The sequence below is a fragment of the Thioclava sp. ES.031 genome (assembly GCF_002563775.1).
Lineage (GTDB): Bacteria > Pseudomonadota > Alphaproteobacteria > Rhodobacterales > Rhodobacteraceae > Thioclava.
Genome location: NZ_PDJO01000001.1, coordinates 3177104 through 3190949, shown reverse-complemented (window position 1 = coordinate 3190949; position 13846 = coordinate 3177104). Strand labels below are relative to the sequence as shown.

Here is a 13846-nt window from a genome sequence, read left to right as displayed (position 1 = left end):
CTGATCTCCTGAAGGCGGGTCAACTCTGGTCAGGATGCGTTACTTGCGCGAAGATGCGACTCAGGAAACTTTCCACTATGTAAGGTAAAGTTACGGATATGGACTGGCGAACCCTTCCCTCCCTGACCGCGCTGCGGGCCTTTTCGGCGTTTGCCGACTCCGGTTCGGTGGCTCAGGCGGGGCGTGCGCTCAACGTGTCGCATGCGGCCGTCAGTCAGCAATTGCGGGGGCTTGAAGAGCGGCTCGGTGTGACGCTTGTCGACCGGTCGGGGCCGCGGCCTGCGCTGACGCCCGACGGTCGCCGTCTTGCGCAGGCGCTCCGGGAGGGCTTCGGCACGATTGCCGAAGCGGTCGCTTCGCTGAGCGGCACCGCCGACTCCCGCCCGCTGCAAATCTCCACCACGCCAAGCTTCGCCTCGGCTTGGCTGTTGCCCCGGCTCCCGGATTTCCGCGAAGCCCATCCCGAGATCGGTCTGACCATCGACCCTACGGCGGCCGTCTCCACGCTTGCGCCGGGCGGGGTCGAGATGGCGCTGCGCTACGGATCGGGGGACTGGCCCGGCCTCGAGTCGCGGCTTCTGGTGCGCTCGCCCATCGTCGTGGTCGCGGCGCCTGCGCTGGTGGGGCAGGGACGGTATGACTGTCCGGCGGATTTGCGCGGCCTGCCGTGGCTGCAAGAGCTCTGTACTTCCGAGTCGACCGACTGGTTCGGGCGCCATGGCGTCACGCAGGATCAGGCCAAAAGCCTGACCGTGATGCCGGGGAACCTTTTGCTCGAAGCGGCGCGCGGCGGGCAGGGGGTGGCGGTGACCGCTTTGGCCTGGGTCGCAGGCGATATTGCGGCCGGACGGTTGCGGCTTCTGTTTGAAGACAGCGAGGAAAAAGGCTATTACACGGTTACGCGACCGGGCGTGAGGCGACCGGCGCTACGCCAGTTCATGTCTTGGCTCTTCAAACAAGCGGCGCATGCCGGTGACCAGTAAAAATATCAACCAGTGAAGATTTCCTGTATGGCAGACCTGTCTTTTTGACGCAGGTCAAAGCCTTCACGACTGTGTCATACCAGAAGAGCCTGTGACGCAGAGAAATATATGAACGGAGAGAGTCGTGAGCTCCACCGAACCAGTCGATCCCCCGCCGCTTTACGCCGCCCGCGAGCCGATCTTTCCGCGCCGCGTGCACGGCCAGTTCCGCAACCTGAAATGGGTGCTCATGGCGGTGATGCTTGGCATCTATTACATCACGCCTTGGATTCGCTGGGATCGTGGCCCGGAACTGCCCGATCAGGCGGTGCTTCTGGACCTCGCGAACCGCCGGTTCTTCTTCTTCATGATCGAAATCTGGCCGCATGAATTCTACTTCGTCGCGGGCCTTCTGATCATGGCGGGCCTTGGCCTGTTCCTGTTCACCTCGGCGCTAGGGCGCGTCTGGTGCGGCTATGCCTGCCCGCAGACCGTCTGGACCGACCTGTTCATCTTGGTCGAGCGGTGGGTCGAGGGCGACCGCAACGCGCGTATCCGTCTGCTGCGTCAGAAATGGAACGCCGAGAAATTCCGCAAGCGCATCACGAAATGGGTGCTCTGGCTGCTGATCGGCGTCGCCACCGGCGGGGCCTGGGTGTTCTACTTCACCGATGCGCCGACGCTGCTGACCGATCTGTTCCACGGCACCGCCTCGCCGATCGCCTATACGACGATCGCGGTGGCGACGCTCACGACCTTCGCCTTCGGCGGCTTCGCCCGCGAGCAGATCTGCATCTACGCCTGCCCGTGGCCGCGTATTCAGGCGGCGATGATGGACGAAGACACGATTACCATCGCCTATCGCGAATGGCGCGGCGAGCCGCGCGGCAAGCTCAAGAAGGGCCAGCACGATCCGACGCAGGGCGACTGCATCGACTGCATGGCCTGCTTCAACGTCTGCCCGATGGGCATCGATATCCGCGACGGCCAGCAGCTTGAATGCATCACCTGCGGCCTGTGCATCGACGCCTGCAACGAGATGATGGACAAGATCGGCAAGCCGCGCGGCCTCATCGGCTACATGGCGCTGAAGGACGAGGCGAACGAGCGCTCGGGAAATCCGGTCATCAATGTCTGGAAGCACATCATGCGCCCGCGCACGATCCTCTACTTCTCGATGTGGTCGCTGATCGGCATCGGTCTGGTGGTCGCGCTGTTCATGCGCTCGCCCATCGACTTCAACGTGACGCCGAACCGCGATCCGCTCTTCGTGGTGGAGCCCTCGGGCGCGATCCGCAACATCTACACGCTGCGGCTGCGCAACAAGGCGGGCGAGGCGACCGAGTTCAAGGTCTCCGTCAAAGCCCCCGATCCGGTCGAGCAAAGCACGCTGAGCGTGTTGCTCGAAGGTCAGGACGGAAACACCGTGACGGTGCCCGCAGATGAAACCATGACCCAAAGGGTCTATATTGTCGCCGAACCCGGTTCGTCCATCGCCACCAGCGAGCGTACCGAGCTGACGATGTGGATCGAGGACATGACCAATACTGACCGCGTGTCGGAGACGACCGTATTCAACGGAAGGGTACAATGACCGAGATGGCGAAACCGCTGACCGGAAGAAAAGTGCTGATGATCGCGGTGGGTGCCTTCGGGGTGATCATCGCGGTCAACCTCGTCATGGCGTGGCAGGCCGTCAGCACCTTCCCCGGCCTCGAGGTCGACAATTCCTATGTCGCCTCGCAGACCTTCAATGAAGAGAAACTGGCGCAGGATGCGCTCGGCTGGACGGTGTCGCCGGAGTATTCCGACGGCAAGCTGAGCTTCGTGATCCGCGACGAGGACGGGCTGCCCGCGAGGGTGGCCGAGTTCAAGGCGCTCGTCGGGCGCACCACCCATGTCCGCGATGACATGACGCCCGATTTCGACTATGTCGGCGGCATCTTCACCACGAAGCTCGATCTTGCGCCGGGCGTCTGGCTGGTGCATCTCGACGCGAAAGCCGCCGACGGCACGGAGTTCCGCCAGCGGATTGACCTGTTCGTGAAAGGCTGAGCCGATGTCGGTGTCGCCCGCTTCTCCATCGCATAGCGAACCGTTCGAGGACGAGCATGTCTCGGCCTCGGCCTGTCCCGCCTGCATCGCGGCCCCCTCGGCCGAGCAGATGGCGAAATCCGGTGACATCAAGGGCGCGCGGATCATGCTGTCGCTGCCCACGGCGCATTGTGCGGTCTGCATCACCGATGTCGAACGCGAGCTGATGAAGCAGCCGGGCGTAAAATCCGCCCGGGTGAACCTGACGCTGAAACGCGCCTCGGTCGATGCGGCGGGCGATGTCGAACCGGCGGGGCTGATCGCGGCGCTCGACAAGATTGGTTACGAGGCGCACGAGCTCGATCCCGGCATGCTGTCCGCGACCGAGGCCGACAAGCGCGGACGGGACCTGCTGATGCGCATGGGCGTCGCGGGCTTCGCGATGATGAACATCATGATGCTCTCGATCGCGGTCTGGTCGGGGGCGCAAGATTCGACGCGCGACCTCTTCCACTGGATTTCGGCGGCGATCGCGCTGCCCACCACGATCTTCGCGGGCCAGCCCTTCTTCGCCAATGCCTGGGCGAGCTTGCGCGGCGGGCGTCTCGGGATGGATGTGCCGATCTCGCTCGCGATCCTGCTCGCGCTCGGGATTTCGCTGTTCGAGACGATGCATTCCGGGGCACACGCCTATTTCGAAGCGGCGACGATGCTCACCTTCTTCCTGCTGGTGGGCCGCTATCTCGACTATCGCACCCGCGCCGTGGCGCGCTCGGCGGCCGAAGAACTGGCCGCGCTGGAAGTGCCCCGCGCGACCGTGTTGCGCGACGGTGAAGAGGTCACCGTGCCCGTGAGCGAACTGGTTCCCGGCGATCTGATCCGGGTGCGCCCGGGGGGGCGTATCCCCGCCGATGGCGAAGTGACCGAGGGCCAATCCGAGAGCGACCGCTCTCTGCTGACCGGCGAAAGCCTGCCCGTGCAGGTGCTGCCCGGCATGGCGCTCTCCGCCGGGGAGGTGAACCTGACCGGGCCGCTGACCCTGCGCGTGACGGCAGCCGGGCGCGACAGCTCGCTGCATCGGATGGCCGATCTCGTCGCGATGGCCGAGAGCGCGAAGACCAAATACACCTCGCTCGCCGAACGGGCGGCGCGGGCCTATGCACCGATCGTGCATATCCTGTCCTTCAGTGCGTTCTGCGCCTGGGCCTGGATCACGGGCGGCGATTTCCGTCTGGCGGTGAATATCGCGGCGGCGGTGCTGATCATCACCTGCCCCTGTGCGCTGGGGCTTGCAGTGCCTGCCGTGGTGACCGCCGCATCGGGCAAGCTGTTCCGCAAGGGGCTGTTGATCAAGGATGGCACCGCGCTGGAGCGTATGGCCGAGATCGACACGGTCGTCTTCGACAAGACCGGCACGCTGACCATGGGCGCGCCGCGCCCGCAGAACCTCTCCGACCTCTCGCCCGAGGCGCTGTCCGTCGCGATGGCGTTGGCCGAAGGTTCGAGCCACCCGCTCGCGCGCGCCCTGCACGAGGCGGCGGCAGTGCAGGGGGGCGTCCCCGCCACGCTGAGCGATCTGCGCGAAGTTCCCGGCTACGGCGTCGAAGGCGTCTGGCAGGGGCAGCGCGTGCGGCTCGGTCGTGCGAACTGGATCGGCGCTGCCGAGGGGGCGACCACCGCGACCCATCTCGCGATCGGTGAGACCACCCCGATCTCGATCCGTTTCGCCGACACGCTGCGCACCGGCGCCGAAGAGGCCGTGGCCGGTCTGAAGGCGCAGGGCAAGCAGGTCTGGCTGGTGTCGGGCGATGTCGAAGGCGCGGTGAGCGATCTCGCCGCACGCCTCGGGATCGACACCTACCGCGCCGGTGCTTTGCCCGCGGAGAAAGCGCAGCTCGTGAGCGATCTTACGCAACAGGGCCACCGCGTGCTCATGGTCGGCGACGGTCTCAACGACACCGCCGCGTTGGCGGCCGCCCATGTCTCGGTCTCGCCCGCCTCCGCACTGGATGCGGCGCGCACGGCGTCGGATATCGTGCTTCTGGGTAAGGATCTCGCGCCGGTTTCCGATGCCGCCTCGATCTCTGTGCGCGCCCGCCGACGGATCAAGCAGAACTTCGGCATCTCCATCGTCTACAATATCATCGCCGTACCGCTCGCGCTGACCGGGCTTGCGACGCCGCTGATGGCGGCGCTCGCGATGTCGGCCAGCTCGATCACGGTTTCGCTCAACTCGCTGCGCCTGCGCTGAAAGGAGCCCCTCATGGAGGTTCTTCTCTATTCGATTCCGATCTCCCTGCTGCTCGGCGGGATTGGCCTCGGGGCGTTTTTCTGGTCGCTGAAGAACAATCAGTATGACGACCCGAAAGGCGATGCCGAGCGTATCCTGTCCGACGAGTTCGACGATCACCCGAAGCAGGACTGAGCGCGCGACGGGCAGGGCAGGGCCGGGCGGCCCGATCCCCTCAGATCCGCGCTCGCTTCGCCTTGGCATAAATATCCCCGCCGGAGGCTCCTGCCGTGGCAACCCGTGCGGCGGGTACCAAAAGGTCCGGAAAAAGGAAAAGCCGCGCTGACCAAGCGCGGCTTTTCATATTTTGCCCCTAAGGGAAGACTCTCAGGGGCCGACCACTTTGCAGTCCATAGCGCGAGACTCGAGCCTTGCACAGGCCAGTTGTGCCATGTCTTGGGTCATTCCCACGAAATTCGCCTCATAACCGGTCTTTCGGGTGGCCACTTTGCGCAAAGCTTCGCCCAAAGTGTCGCTTTCCATCAATGCCGTGGTCAGCATGTGACGCTCCGCAGCGAATCGCGAACCGAACAGTCCGAGGCTGACACCCCAGTTGCGCCCGCCCGAGCTGGAGACGCGGGCGACCACGCGCGGCTTCTGCGCGGGGGTCGGGGCAGGGGGGGTGAGAGCGGCGAGGATGATCTCGCTTTTGCGCTTCTCGGGGGCTGCGGCCATCTGCGCGGTCTCGGGCTGCGGGTCCGTCGACTGCACGAAGCTGGACGGGGCCTTGGCGCTATCGGGCTTGCCGTTTTGGTCCAGATCGAGCGTATGCGCCTCGGCCAGTTCCATCGTCTCGGGCTGCGGCTGGGTGGACTGGACGAATTTCGGGCCGTCCGATGCGCCGGGCTCGTAGGAGGCAAGCTGCACGTCGCTCGGCTCTTCGCTGCCATCCGCGCTGGCCTTGCCTGCGGCGACGGCGGCGTCATGCGCCTGTGCCTGAGCCAGCGGGGTGGCCTTGGTCACCTCGGCCGGCAGCGCCTTCGTCGCGTCCGCAACCTGAATTTCGCGCGGGTTGCGCTGCGGGCGGGGGCTTGCGGTGATCTCCGCGCCGATCCCGAGCGTGCCGGCATCGGCCACGACGACATCTTGCGTGTCCGCAGCGTTGTCCTGCGCGCCTTCGGCCACGTCTTCGGGAATGTCGGTGCTCTCGTCCACCTGATCGGCCTGCACCGCGGCGGCGAGCGCCATCGAGATCGCATCGCTATCCGCGGTCGGTGCGGAGGGGCGGATTTCGGGACGCGGGCTCTTCTTGGGCGCGAGGTTCGCCATCAGCATCGGCGATTGCGCGGGGGCGATGTATTGCGGGATCCGGGGGCGGTTCGTCGGCGCGCGGTTCGGTGCGCGCTTGAAGCCCAGATCCAGCAGATCGGCCATTTTCGCGTTGCGCTGCGCGGTCGAAGTGCCGCCGAAGACGGTCGCGATGATGCGCTTGTTGCCGCGCTGTGCGGAGGCGGTCAGGTTGAAGCCCGAGGCCGAGGTATAGCCGGTCTTGATGCCGTCCGCGCCCTTATAGGCTGCGAGGAATTTGCGGTTCGTCGAATAGACGGTGCGCACTTTCGCATCCGCCGAGCGGCGCGAGAAAATGTTGTAATATTGCGGATAGTCGAAGAACAGGTGACGGCCCATGATCGTCATGTCATGCGCCGAGGACAGGTGGCCCTTGCGGGTCAGGCCGTTGGCGTTGACGAAATGGGTGTTCTTCATGCCTAGCTGCCGGGCGGTGCGGTTCATCCGCGCGGCGAAGCCTTCTTCCGAACCGCCGATGTAATCGCCAAGCGCCGCAGCGGCGTCATTGGCGGATTTGATCGCGGCGGCGCGGATCAGGTAGCGCACGGCGATCTTCTGGCCGGGGCGCAGGCCGAGACGCGAGGGCGGCTGGCTGGCGGCGTGCTTCGTCACGGTGACGATGGAATCGAGGCTGAACTCACCATGCTCGATCGCCTGGAAGGTGATGTAGAGTGTCATCATCTTCGTCAGCGAGGCCGGGTGCAGCGGCGTGTCGGCGTTCTTGGAGTAGAGAACTTCGCCCGATCGCATGTCCATGACCATCGCCGCGTAGGGGGCGGCCTGCGCAGCGATCGGCGCAATGAGTGTCAGAAGGATTACGAATAGCCCATCACGGACCCAGCGCATCAGCGTGGTCACGGCTTCACCTATTTCACTGCCTCAATTTGACCCCTTTGCGGTACCGATCTTGAGCCGGTTTCCGGGGTTTATATTAGCGAGAAGCGTAGCACGGGTCTCTCAGGCTGAAAACTCCCTATTTTCAAGAGCTTTCACTGCGGCATTCATGCAATACCGCAAGATGTGGTGGGGCTCTTGCGCGAATCCGTCTACTGGTGGTGGTCGGAGCACACGTGCCCGTGAGATTGGCGGAGCATGACGCCACGCAATGCAGGGCTCAATCGGTGATTTTTGCGATCAGATCGGGCAATGCGCCGAGGTCGGGCAATTCGGCGAAGCGCGGATGCTCCATCGGGGGCTCGGCATGCTCGAAGGCCCATGTCAATTCATGGGGCACATGCACGCCCCAGCCGCCCGCCTCGATCATCGGTATCACGTCGGATTTCAGCGAATTGCCCGCCATCAGACCATGCTCCGCCCCTTCGGCATGGCGCGCGAAAATCTCGGTGTAGACCGGGGCCTTCTTGTCCGAGACGATTTCGACCGCGTCGAACAACTCGCCCAAGCCCGACTGCGCCAGCTTTCGCTCCTGGTCGATCAGGTCGCCCTTCGTCACCAGAAGGATGCGGTAGTCGTCCGACAGCGCCTCGATCGTCTCCCGCGCATGGGGCAGCAGCTCGATCGGGTGAGAGTGCATCTCCCGCCCTGCCGCGAGAATCTCCGACAGGATCGTTGCGGGCACGCGGCCCTCGCTGACTTCGATCGCGGTTTCGATCATCGACAGGGTGAAGCCTTTGATGCCAAAGCCGTAATGCGCGATGTTGCGACGTTCCGCCGCGATCAGCCGCTCTGCCAGATGATCGGGCTCCGCGTGCTCGCGCAGCAAGTCGGTGAAGCGGTCATGCGTGAGTTGAAAGAAACGCTCGTTATGCCAGAGCGTATCATCCGCATCGAAGCCAATCGCCGTGAGCCGCATCGTCCCGCCTTTCTCGCCGGAGGTGTTGAAAGACTTTTCATATGTCACGAAGACCCTATATTCCGCCAGAGCCCCTCAACGATTCCTGATGCCGGAGCGCCCTTGACCGAGCCTCTTTACATGATGTCCGACGACGACCAGGACGACAGCGACAACGATGCGTCCCTCGCGACCAAGACGCGGCCGAAGACGCAGCGTCCGCCGATGTACAAAGTCATGTTGTTGAACGACGATTACACGCCGATGGAATTTGTCGTCCATATCCTCGAGCGGTTCTTCGGTCTCAATCACGCGCAGGCGTTCGAGATCATGCTGACCGTGCACAAGAAGGGCCTTGCGGTGGTCGGCGTCTTCTCTTTCGAGGTGGCCGAGACGAAGGTGGCGCAGGTGATGGATTTCGCGCGCCGCCACCAGCACCCGCTGCAATGCACGATGGAGAAGGACTAAAGGCCGCCCAAGCGGTTCCTTGCAAATTCAGTCGCGCCCGCCTATCTGGCGGGCTCGTTTCTTTCAGAGGGTTCCCTGCATGAGCCATCCGCGACTTTCGCTCGCTCTCGAGATGCCCGAGGCGCTTCCGCCCGAGGGAGACATCGCGCTGTTCGCGCCCGTGGGCACGCTGGACCTCGGCGGTCTGCCGGTCGATCGCCTCGTCGCGATCCAGCCCGAGAAGCCCGACCATGACGTGCTCGCGCAGCGCGGCGTTCGCGTTTCGCCGAGTGCCGAGGGCAGCTATGCCGCCGCGATCATCTTCGCGCCCCGCGCCAAGGCCGAAGCCCGCGCGCTGATCGCCGAAGCCTGCCAGCGCGTGGCGCCGGGCGGGCCGATCTATGTCGACGGGGTGAAGACCGAAGGGATCGACTCGTTGCTCAAGGAATTGCGGGGACGGGTGGAGCTGTCCGCGCCGATCGCGAAGGCCCATGGCAAGATCGCTTGGTTCGCCGCAGCCCCCGATCTGCTGAGCGACTGGGCGGCGCAGGATATCCATCCGGCCGAAGGCTTCGTGACCCGTCCGGGCGTGTTCTCCGCGGATGCGGTGGACGAGGGCTCGGCGCTTCTGGCCGAATGCCTGCCCGATAGCCTGCCGTCGAAAGTCGCCGATCTCGGCGCGGGCTGGGGTTGGCTCTCGGCGCAGATCCTTGCGCGCAAGGGCGTCGAACGGCTCGATCTGGTCGAGTCGGACGCGGTCGCGCTGGACTGCGCCAAACGCAACATCACTGATCCCCGCGCGCAGTTCATTTGGGCCGATGCCACGCGGCATGCGCCGGAAGAGCGCTACACGGCCGTCGTGATGAACCCGCCTTTCCACGGGGCCGCACGCGGGGCCGATCCGGCGCTGGGGCTGGCCTTCATTCAGGCCGCACGCGGGATGCTGTCGCTCTCGGGCACGCTTTGGATGGTCGCGAACCGCCATCTGCCCTATGCCGACGCGCTCGCCGCGGCGTTCCACGAGATCGAAGAGATCACGCCGCCCAGCGGACCCTCGACCCGTTTCCGCAGCATCCGCGCAGCCAAGCCGATCCCCGCTGGAAAGAGCCCGGGGAAATCGGCGGGCGTGCGCGCCACAGCCGAGCCGAAACGCCGCGTTGCCCCTCGCAAGCGGCGCTAAGCTCGCCTAACCTGCCTCCAAATCCACAGGGAGACACCCAATGTCCCTTTCTGTTTCCGGCAAGACCGTCATCGTCACGGGCGCAGCCCACGGTATCGGTCAGGCCATCGCGCGCCATTTCGTCGATCGCGGCGCGCAGGTGATGTTTGCCGATATCGATGAAGACAAGCTCGCCGCCGAACTGGGCGACACGGCCAAGACCGAAGGGCCGGTGCGCTATTTCTCGGGCGATCTGTGCGAGAAGCTGGCGGTAAAGAACCTGCTCTCGGCCACGGTGGACGCGTTCGACCGGATCGACATTCTGGTGAATTGCGCGCGCACCTTCGCGCCCTGCGACCCGCTCGAGCCGTCGGTGGACGTGCTCGATTCGATGCTGTCGCAGAACATGAAATCGGCGCTGCGGGTCAGTCAGATGACCGCCAAGCGGATGATCAAGCAGGCCGAGGACGAGGGGCGCACCGAAGGCGAGATCGGCTCGATCATCAACGTCTCGACGCTGGCCTCGAACCGCACCCAGCCCGAGCTGATGGCCTATTCGATCGCCTGCGCCGCGCAGGATCAGGCGATCCGTTCGCTCGCTGTGGCGCTCGCGCCGAAGCGGATCCGGGTGAACGGCGTCAGCTTCGCCTCGGTGATGAGCCGCTCGCTGCAGGATGCGCTGAAAGAGAATGACGACTGGCGCGAGGCGATCTGCGAAGGCACGCCGCTGGGCCGGATCGCGCCGCCGTCGGAGCTGGCCGAGACGGTGCAGTATCTTGCGTCCTCGGGGGCGAGCTTCGTCACCGGGCAGATCATCAATGTCGATGGCGGGCGCAGCCTTCTCGACCGCGTGCAGGTCCCGGCCTTCTAAGGCTCAGGATCGCGCCGCGCGCCGGTCCATCGCCCAGAGTGCGCCCGCGCCGGCTACGCCCAGAAGGGCGCCTGCGGCTGCGGCCAGTTCATAGCCCGCAAGCGCCGTGCCAATGGCGAAGATGGCCGCGGAGAACCCGTCGCCTGCCAGCTTTTGCAGCGCCATCAGCGAGGCCCCCGCGCCGGGCCGGTTCGACAGCAGGTCCTGCAGATAGGCCATCGGCTGGGTCAGCACGACCGCGCCGCCTATCGCGCCGGGCAGGGCGAGAAACCAGACGTAAGGCGTGGGCGCCAGCAGCGGCAGCAGCCCCAGATGGGTCGCGTAAAGCGCAGCCCCGATCCAGATCATCGTCGTCCGCTCTATCCGTCCCAGAACCAGCGGCAGCGCCAGCATGAAGGGCACTTCCAGCCCCGCCATTAGGCCCGCGTATAGCGCGGTATCGGCGGCCCCGCGTCCGGGCGTCGCCTCGAACACGAGCCCCATCACGACGAGATAGAGCATGATCGACCCGTTGATCGTGCCAAGCGCCACGACGCGGGCGAGGATCGGCAGGTTCGCCATCTCGTGCAGGGATTGCCGGAAGGTCAGCCCCGATTTCGGATCGGGCCAGCGGGTCGCCCCGTCGCGCGGCCAGAACAGGAAGGTCAGCGCGAGGATCGTGGCCCCGAGCGTCAGCGTCACCGGGTAGATCGAGGTCATCGCAGCGCCTCGGTCGAAGACCACCGACCAGATCGGCAGCACCACCACCCAGGGCAGCGCGAAGAGCGCGCGCAGGGTCGAGAGGATCGCAGGGCGGTCCTCTGTGGGATGGGTGGAGGCCGCCAACCGCGAGAGCGCGAAGAGCTGGCCGAAGATCGATGCCGAGAGCGGCAGGATCAGCGCGTTGGCGATCACGAAGACCACCCAGTTGTCGCCCGCCAGCACCAGCCCCGAACCCACGATCAGCATCGCCGAGGTACCAAGCGCGATGGCCCGGCGGTTCGCGCGCTGATCGGCGAGGATGCCAAGCCCGACCGAGGCCGAGACCGAGAGCACCGAGGCGACCATCAGCACACCCGAATAGGCGCGGTCCGACAGGCCGAAGACCTTGATCGCCAGCGCCGAGACATAGGGCCCCATCGTTGCCGCATGGGCGCCGAACAGCACCAGCAACACGGCGGCGAGGCGCAGGGCAGGATCGGACAGGACGAGACGGATCGGACGCAGCATGTCGCCGCTTTGCGCTTTCGGGCCGCCAAGTGCAAGAGGCAGCCACCAAGCCATACGCGTGGACCTACAAAGGCTTAGCGAAATGCTCGGCGAAAAACCGCCAAGGGCAGGGAACGGCTGCGCTGGAACACTACTTCAAAAGGCAGGGCGGGAGAGGTTGTACATGTAAAAGGAAGCATCATGCTCTCGCGTCATATCGCCCTGAAGTTCGACAATGTGATCCGTAATATCTTCGTTCGCGCCGAGGCGCCGCCTTCGCAGGTGGCGACACCGCGGCTGGGCCGTCTGGAAGATGCCGAAACCGCTCTGGAGCAGGAGTGCGCCCGCGTGGTGCTGGCGATGCCGCAAGAGGAACGCGGGGTTCTGAGCCTCACCTACGGGCTCAGCGGTCACGCCCCGATCCCGCCGCACCGCGCCGCCGATGTGCTCGGTTGGACATTGATCCAGACGATGACGATCGGGGAGGGCGCGATCCTGCGGTTGCGCAATGCCCAATCCGCGCGTGCCGCATTCGAGCCGCTTCTGCAGGCCCTGCATCCGCGCCTGCTCGCGGCGGCGGACGAGATCTACGAGATGCGTCTGGCCGATGTGCCGCGCAAGCGCCGCAACAAGGTGCTCAAGACCCTCTGGTGCGAAATCAGCCCGCTGGAACGGCTTGCGCTACGCGGCTTCGGCGACGGCGAGGTCCCCGAGATAGAGCGGGCGCTGGAGCGCCGCGCCGCCGGTCAGCTTCTGTGTTAACTCAGCGCCAGTCGAAGAACCCTTCGCCCGCCTGAGACAGCAGATCGCGCGCGAGGTGCTCGCCCATCGCAGCGCCCTCGTCGATATTGCCCCAACGCTCGCCCGCGAGCGCCTCGGACCCGTCGGGGCGCAGGATCTGGCCACGCAGCCAGAGCCGGTCGCCCTCGATCAGCGCAAGCCCCGCAATCGGCGTCTCGCAAGAGCCGTCCAGCGTCGCGAGGAAGGCACGTTCGGCCAGCAGGCGCTGCTCGGTCACCAGATCATGGATCGGTTCAAGGAGCGCCTCGGCCCGCGCATCGGCCATCCGGCGTTCGATCCCGATCGCGCCCTGCGCGACTGCCGGCAGCATCTCCTCGGGGGCGATCGGCCCGCGTGCCGAGTCCTCCATCCCCAGACGCCGCAGCCCCGCATAGGCGAGGAAGCTCGCTACCGCGACACCGTCCGCCAGTTTCTTCAGCCGGGTCTGCACATTGCCGCGGAACTCCACCAGTTTCAGATCGGGGCGCACATGGGCAAGCTGCGCCCGGCGGCGCAGGCTCGACGTGCCTACCGTCGCCCCTTCGGGCAGGGCCATGATCGAGTCGTATTCCAGACTGACGAAAGCATCGCGCACGTCTTCGCGCGGCAGGTAGCAATCGAGCACCAGCCCCTCGGGCTGCTCGGTCGGCATGTCCTTCATCGAATGCACGGCGATATCGATGCGGCCATCGACCATGGCCTCTTCGATTTCCTTCGTGAACAGGCCCTTGTTGCCGATCTCCTTGAGCGGCTTGTCCGCCGCGATCATCGCCCGGTCGTCGCCCGTGGTCTTGATCACCACGACTTCGAAAGCGTCTTCGGGCAGACCATGCGCGGCCATCAGCCGGTCTCGGGTCTCATAGGCCTGCGCCAGCGCCAGCGGCGAGCCGCGGGTGCCGATCTTGAGCGGGGATTTCGCATCGGGCATCTGTGTCATGGACCCGGAATATCCGCGACAGATGGACCTTGCAAGAAGCCCTGCGCTTGACATGACGCCACAGGTCGCGTCGAAGGGGTGCAAAGAGGAGGCGCGAGA

13 protein-coding genes are annotated in these 13846 nt (G+C 65.3%); 9 read left to right on the top strand and 4 right to left on the bottom strand.

Annotation, left to right across the window (positions count from 1 at the left end; genetic code table 11):
• Window positions 1–98 precede the first annotated feature (98 nt).
• The 5 genes from AXZ77_RS15180 (at window position 99) to ccoS (ending at window position 5421) form a co-directional block, all read left to right on the top strand.
• Complete coding sequence (locus AXZ77_RS15180) at window positions 99–983, top strand: LysR family transcriptional regulator (protein ID WP_098411798.1); 885 nt, start codon at window positions 99–101, stop codon at window positions 981–983.
• 124 nt (window positions 984–1107) lie between these two features.
• Window positions 1108–2556, top strand: coding sequence for a cytochrome c oxidase accessory protein CcoG (gene ccoG, locus AXZ77_RS15175; protein ID WP_098411797.1), 1449 nt, complete (start codon window positions 1108–1110; stop codon window positions 2554–2556).
• Window positions 2553–3017 (top strand): FixH family protein, encoded by a 465-nt coding sequence (locus tag AXZ77_RS15170; protein WP_348638848.1) that lies wholly within the window; start codon window positions 2553–2555, stop codon window positions 3015–3017. Before ccoG ends, AXZ77_RS15170 begins: the two co-directional genes overlap by 4 nt.
• A 4-nt stretch (window positions 3018–3021) precedes the next feature.
• Window positions 3022–5247 carry a cation-translocating P-type ATPase gene (locus tag AXZ77_RS15165; protein ID WP_098411796.1) on the top strand — a complete coding sequence of 742 codons (2226 nt, stop codon included), beginning with the start codon at window positions 3022–3024 and terminating at the stop codon, window positions 5245–5247.
• Window positions 5248–5259: 12 nt separating this feature from the next.
• Window positions 5260–5421, top strand: a complete 162-nt coding sequence (gene ccoS, locus AXZ77_RS15160; RefSeq protein ID WP_078520399.1) for a cbb3-type cytochrome oxidase assembly protein CcoS — start codon at window positions 5260–5262, stop codon at window positions 5419–5421.
• A gap of 192 nt (window positions 5422–5613) precedes the next feature.
• Here the strand turns inward: ccoS and AXZ77_RS15155 are convergent, their stop codons facing one another.
• Window positions 5614–7419, bottom strand: coding sequence for a D-alanyl-D-alanine carboxypeptidase family protein (locus AXZ77_RS15155; RefSeq protein WP_098412575.1), 1806 nt, complete (start codon window positions 7417–7419; stop codon window positions 5614–5616).
• Between the two features lie 268 nt (window positions 7420–7687).
• A complete protein-coding gene (locus tag AXZ77_RS15150; protein ID WP_098412574.1) occupies window positions 7688–8386 on the bottom strand; it encodes an HAD family hydrolase in 699 nt (232 codons plus the stop codon).
• A gap of 120 nt (window positions 8387–8506) precedes the next feature.
• Between AXZ77_RS15150 and clpS the strand changes: the two genes are divergently transcribed.
• The 3 genes from clpS to AXZ77_RS15135 all read left to right on the top strand — a co-directional run bounded on the left by clpS (window position 8507) and on the right by AXZ77_RS15135 (window position 10842).
• Window positions 8507–8833: an ATP-dependent Clp protease adapter ClpS gene (gene clpS, locus AXZ77_RS15145; protein WP_078520398.1), complete on the top strand. Its 327-nt coding sequence runs from the start codon at window positions 8507–8509 to the stop codon at window positions 8831–8833.
• 79 nt (window positions 8834–8912) lie between these two features.
• Window positions 8913–9992: a class I SAM-dependent methyltransferase gene (locus tag AXZ77_RS15140; protein ID WP_098411795.1), complete on the top strand. Its 1080-nt coding sequence runs from the start codon at window positions 8913–8915 to the stop codon at window positions 9990–9992.
• A gap of 40 nt (window positions 9993–10032) precedes the next feature.
• On the top strand, window positions 10033–10842 hold the full coding sequence (locus AXZ77_RS15135) for an SDR family NAD(P)-dependent oxidoreductase (RefSeq protein ID WP_098411794.1): 810 nt from the start codon (window positions 10033–10035) through the stop codon (window positions 10840–10842).
• A gap of 3 nt (window positions 10843–10845) precedes the next feature.
• On the opposite strand, the gene AXZ77_RS15130 is transcribed toward AXZ77_RS15135, so the two are convergent.
• Complete coding sequence (locus AXZ77_RS15130; protein WP_141536288.1) at window positions 10846–12105, bottom strand: hypothetical protein; 1260 nt, start codon at window positions 12103–12105, stop codon at window positions 10846–10848.
• Between the two features lie 126 nt (window positions 12106–12231).
• Between AXZ77_RS15130 and AXZ77_RS15125 the strand changes: the two genes are divergently transcribed.
• Window positions 12232–12792, top strand: a complete 561-nt coding sequence (locus AXZ77_RS15125) for a hypothetical protein (protein WP_098411792.1) — start codon at window positions 12232–12234, stop codon at window positions 12790–12792.
• 1 nt (window position 12793) lies between these two features.
• On the opposite strand, the gene hemC is transcribed toward AXZ77_RS15125, so the two are convergent.
• Window positions 12794–13747 (bottom strand): hydroxymethylbilane synthase, encoded by a 954-nt coding sequence (gene hemC, locus AXZ77_RS15120; protein ID WP_098411791.1) that lies wholly within the window; start codon window positions 13745–13747, stop codon window positions 12794–12796.
• Window positions 13748–13846: the final 99 nt, after the last annotated feature.

What these genes read in the sequence shown, in the direction of transcription:
- AXZ77_RS15140 (WP_098411795.1), top strand. Translation starts at nt 8,913, where the DNA reads ATGAGCCATCCGCGACTTTCGCTCGCTCTCGAGATGCCCGAGGCGCTT.
- AXZ77_RS15180 (WP_098411798.1), top strand. Translation starts at nt 99, where the DNA reads ATGGACTGGCGAACCCTTCCCTCCCTGACCGCGCTGCGGGCCTTTTCG.
- AXZ77_RS15150 (WP_098412574.1), bottom strand. Translation starts at nt 8,386, where the DNA reads ATGCGGCTCACGGCGATTGGCTTCGATGCGGATGATACGCTCTGGCAT.
- clpS (WP_078520398.1), top strand. Translation starts at nt 8,507, where the DNA reads ATGATGTCCGACGACGACCAGGACGACAGCGACAACGATGCGTCCCTC.
- ccoS (WP_078520399.1), top strand. Translation starts at nt 5,260, where the DNA reads ATGGAGGTTCTTCTCTATTCGATTCCGATCTCCCTGCTGCTCGGCGGG.
- AXZ77_RS15165 (WP_098411796.1), top strand. Translation starts at nt 3,022, where the DNA reads ATGTCGGTGTCGCCCGCTTCTCCATCGCATAGCGAACCGTTCGAGGAC.
- AXZ77_RS15155 (WP_098412575.1), bottom strand. Translation starts at nt 7,419, where the DNA reads ATGCGCTGGGTCCGTGATGGGCTATTCGTAATCCTTCTGACACTCATT.
- AXZ77_RS15135 (WP_098411794.1), top strand. Translation starts at nt 10,033, where the DNA reads ATGTCCCTTTCTGTTTCCGGCAAGACCGTCATCGTCACGGGCGCAGCC.
- AXZ77_RS15170 (WP_348638848.1), top strand. Translation starts at nt 2,553, where the DNA reads ATGACCGAGATGGCGAAACCGCTGACCGGAAGAAAAGTGCTGATGATC.
- AXZ77_RS15125 (WP_098411792.1), top strand. Translation starts at nt 12,232, where the DNA reads ATGCTCTCGCGTCATATCGCCCTGAAGTTCGACAATGTGATCCGTAAT.
- AXZ77_RS15130 (WP_141536288.1), bottom strand. Translation starts at nt 12,105, where the DNA reads ATGGCTTGGTGGCTGCCTCTTGCACTTGGCGGCCCGAAAGCGCAAAGC.
- hemC (WP_098411791.1), bottom strand. Translation starts at nt 13,747, where the DNA reads ATGACACAGATGCCCGATGCGAAATCCCCGCTCAAGATCGGCACCCGC.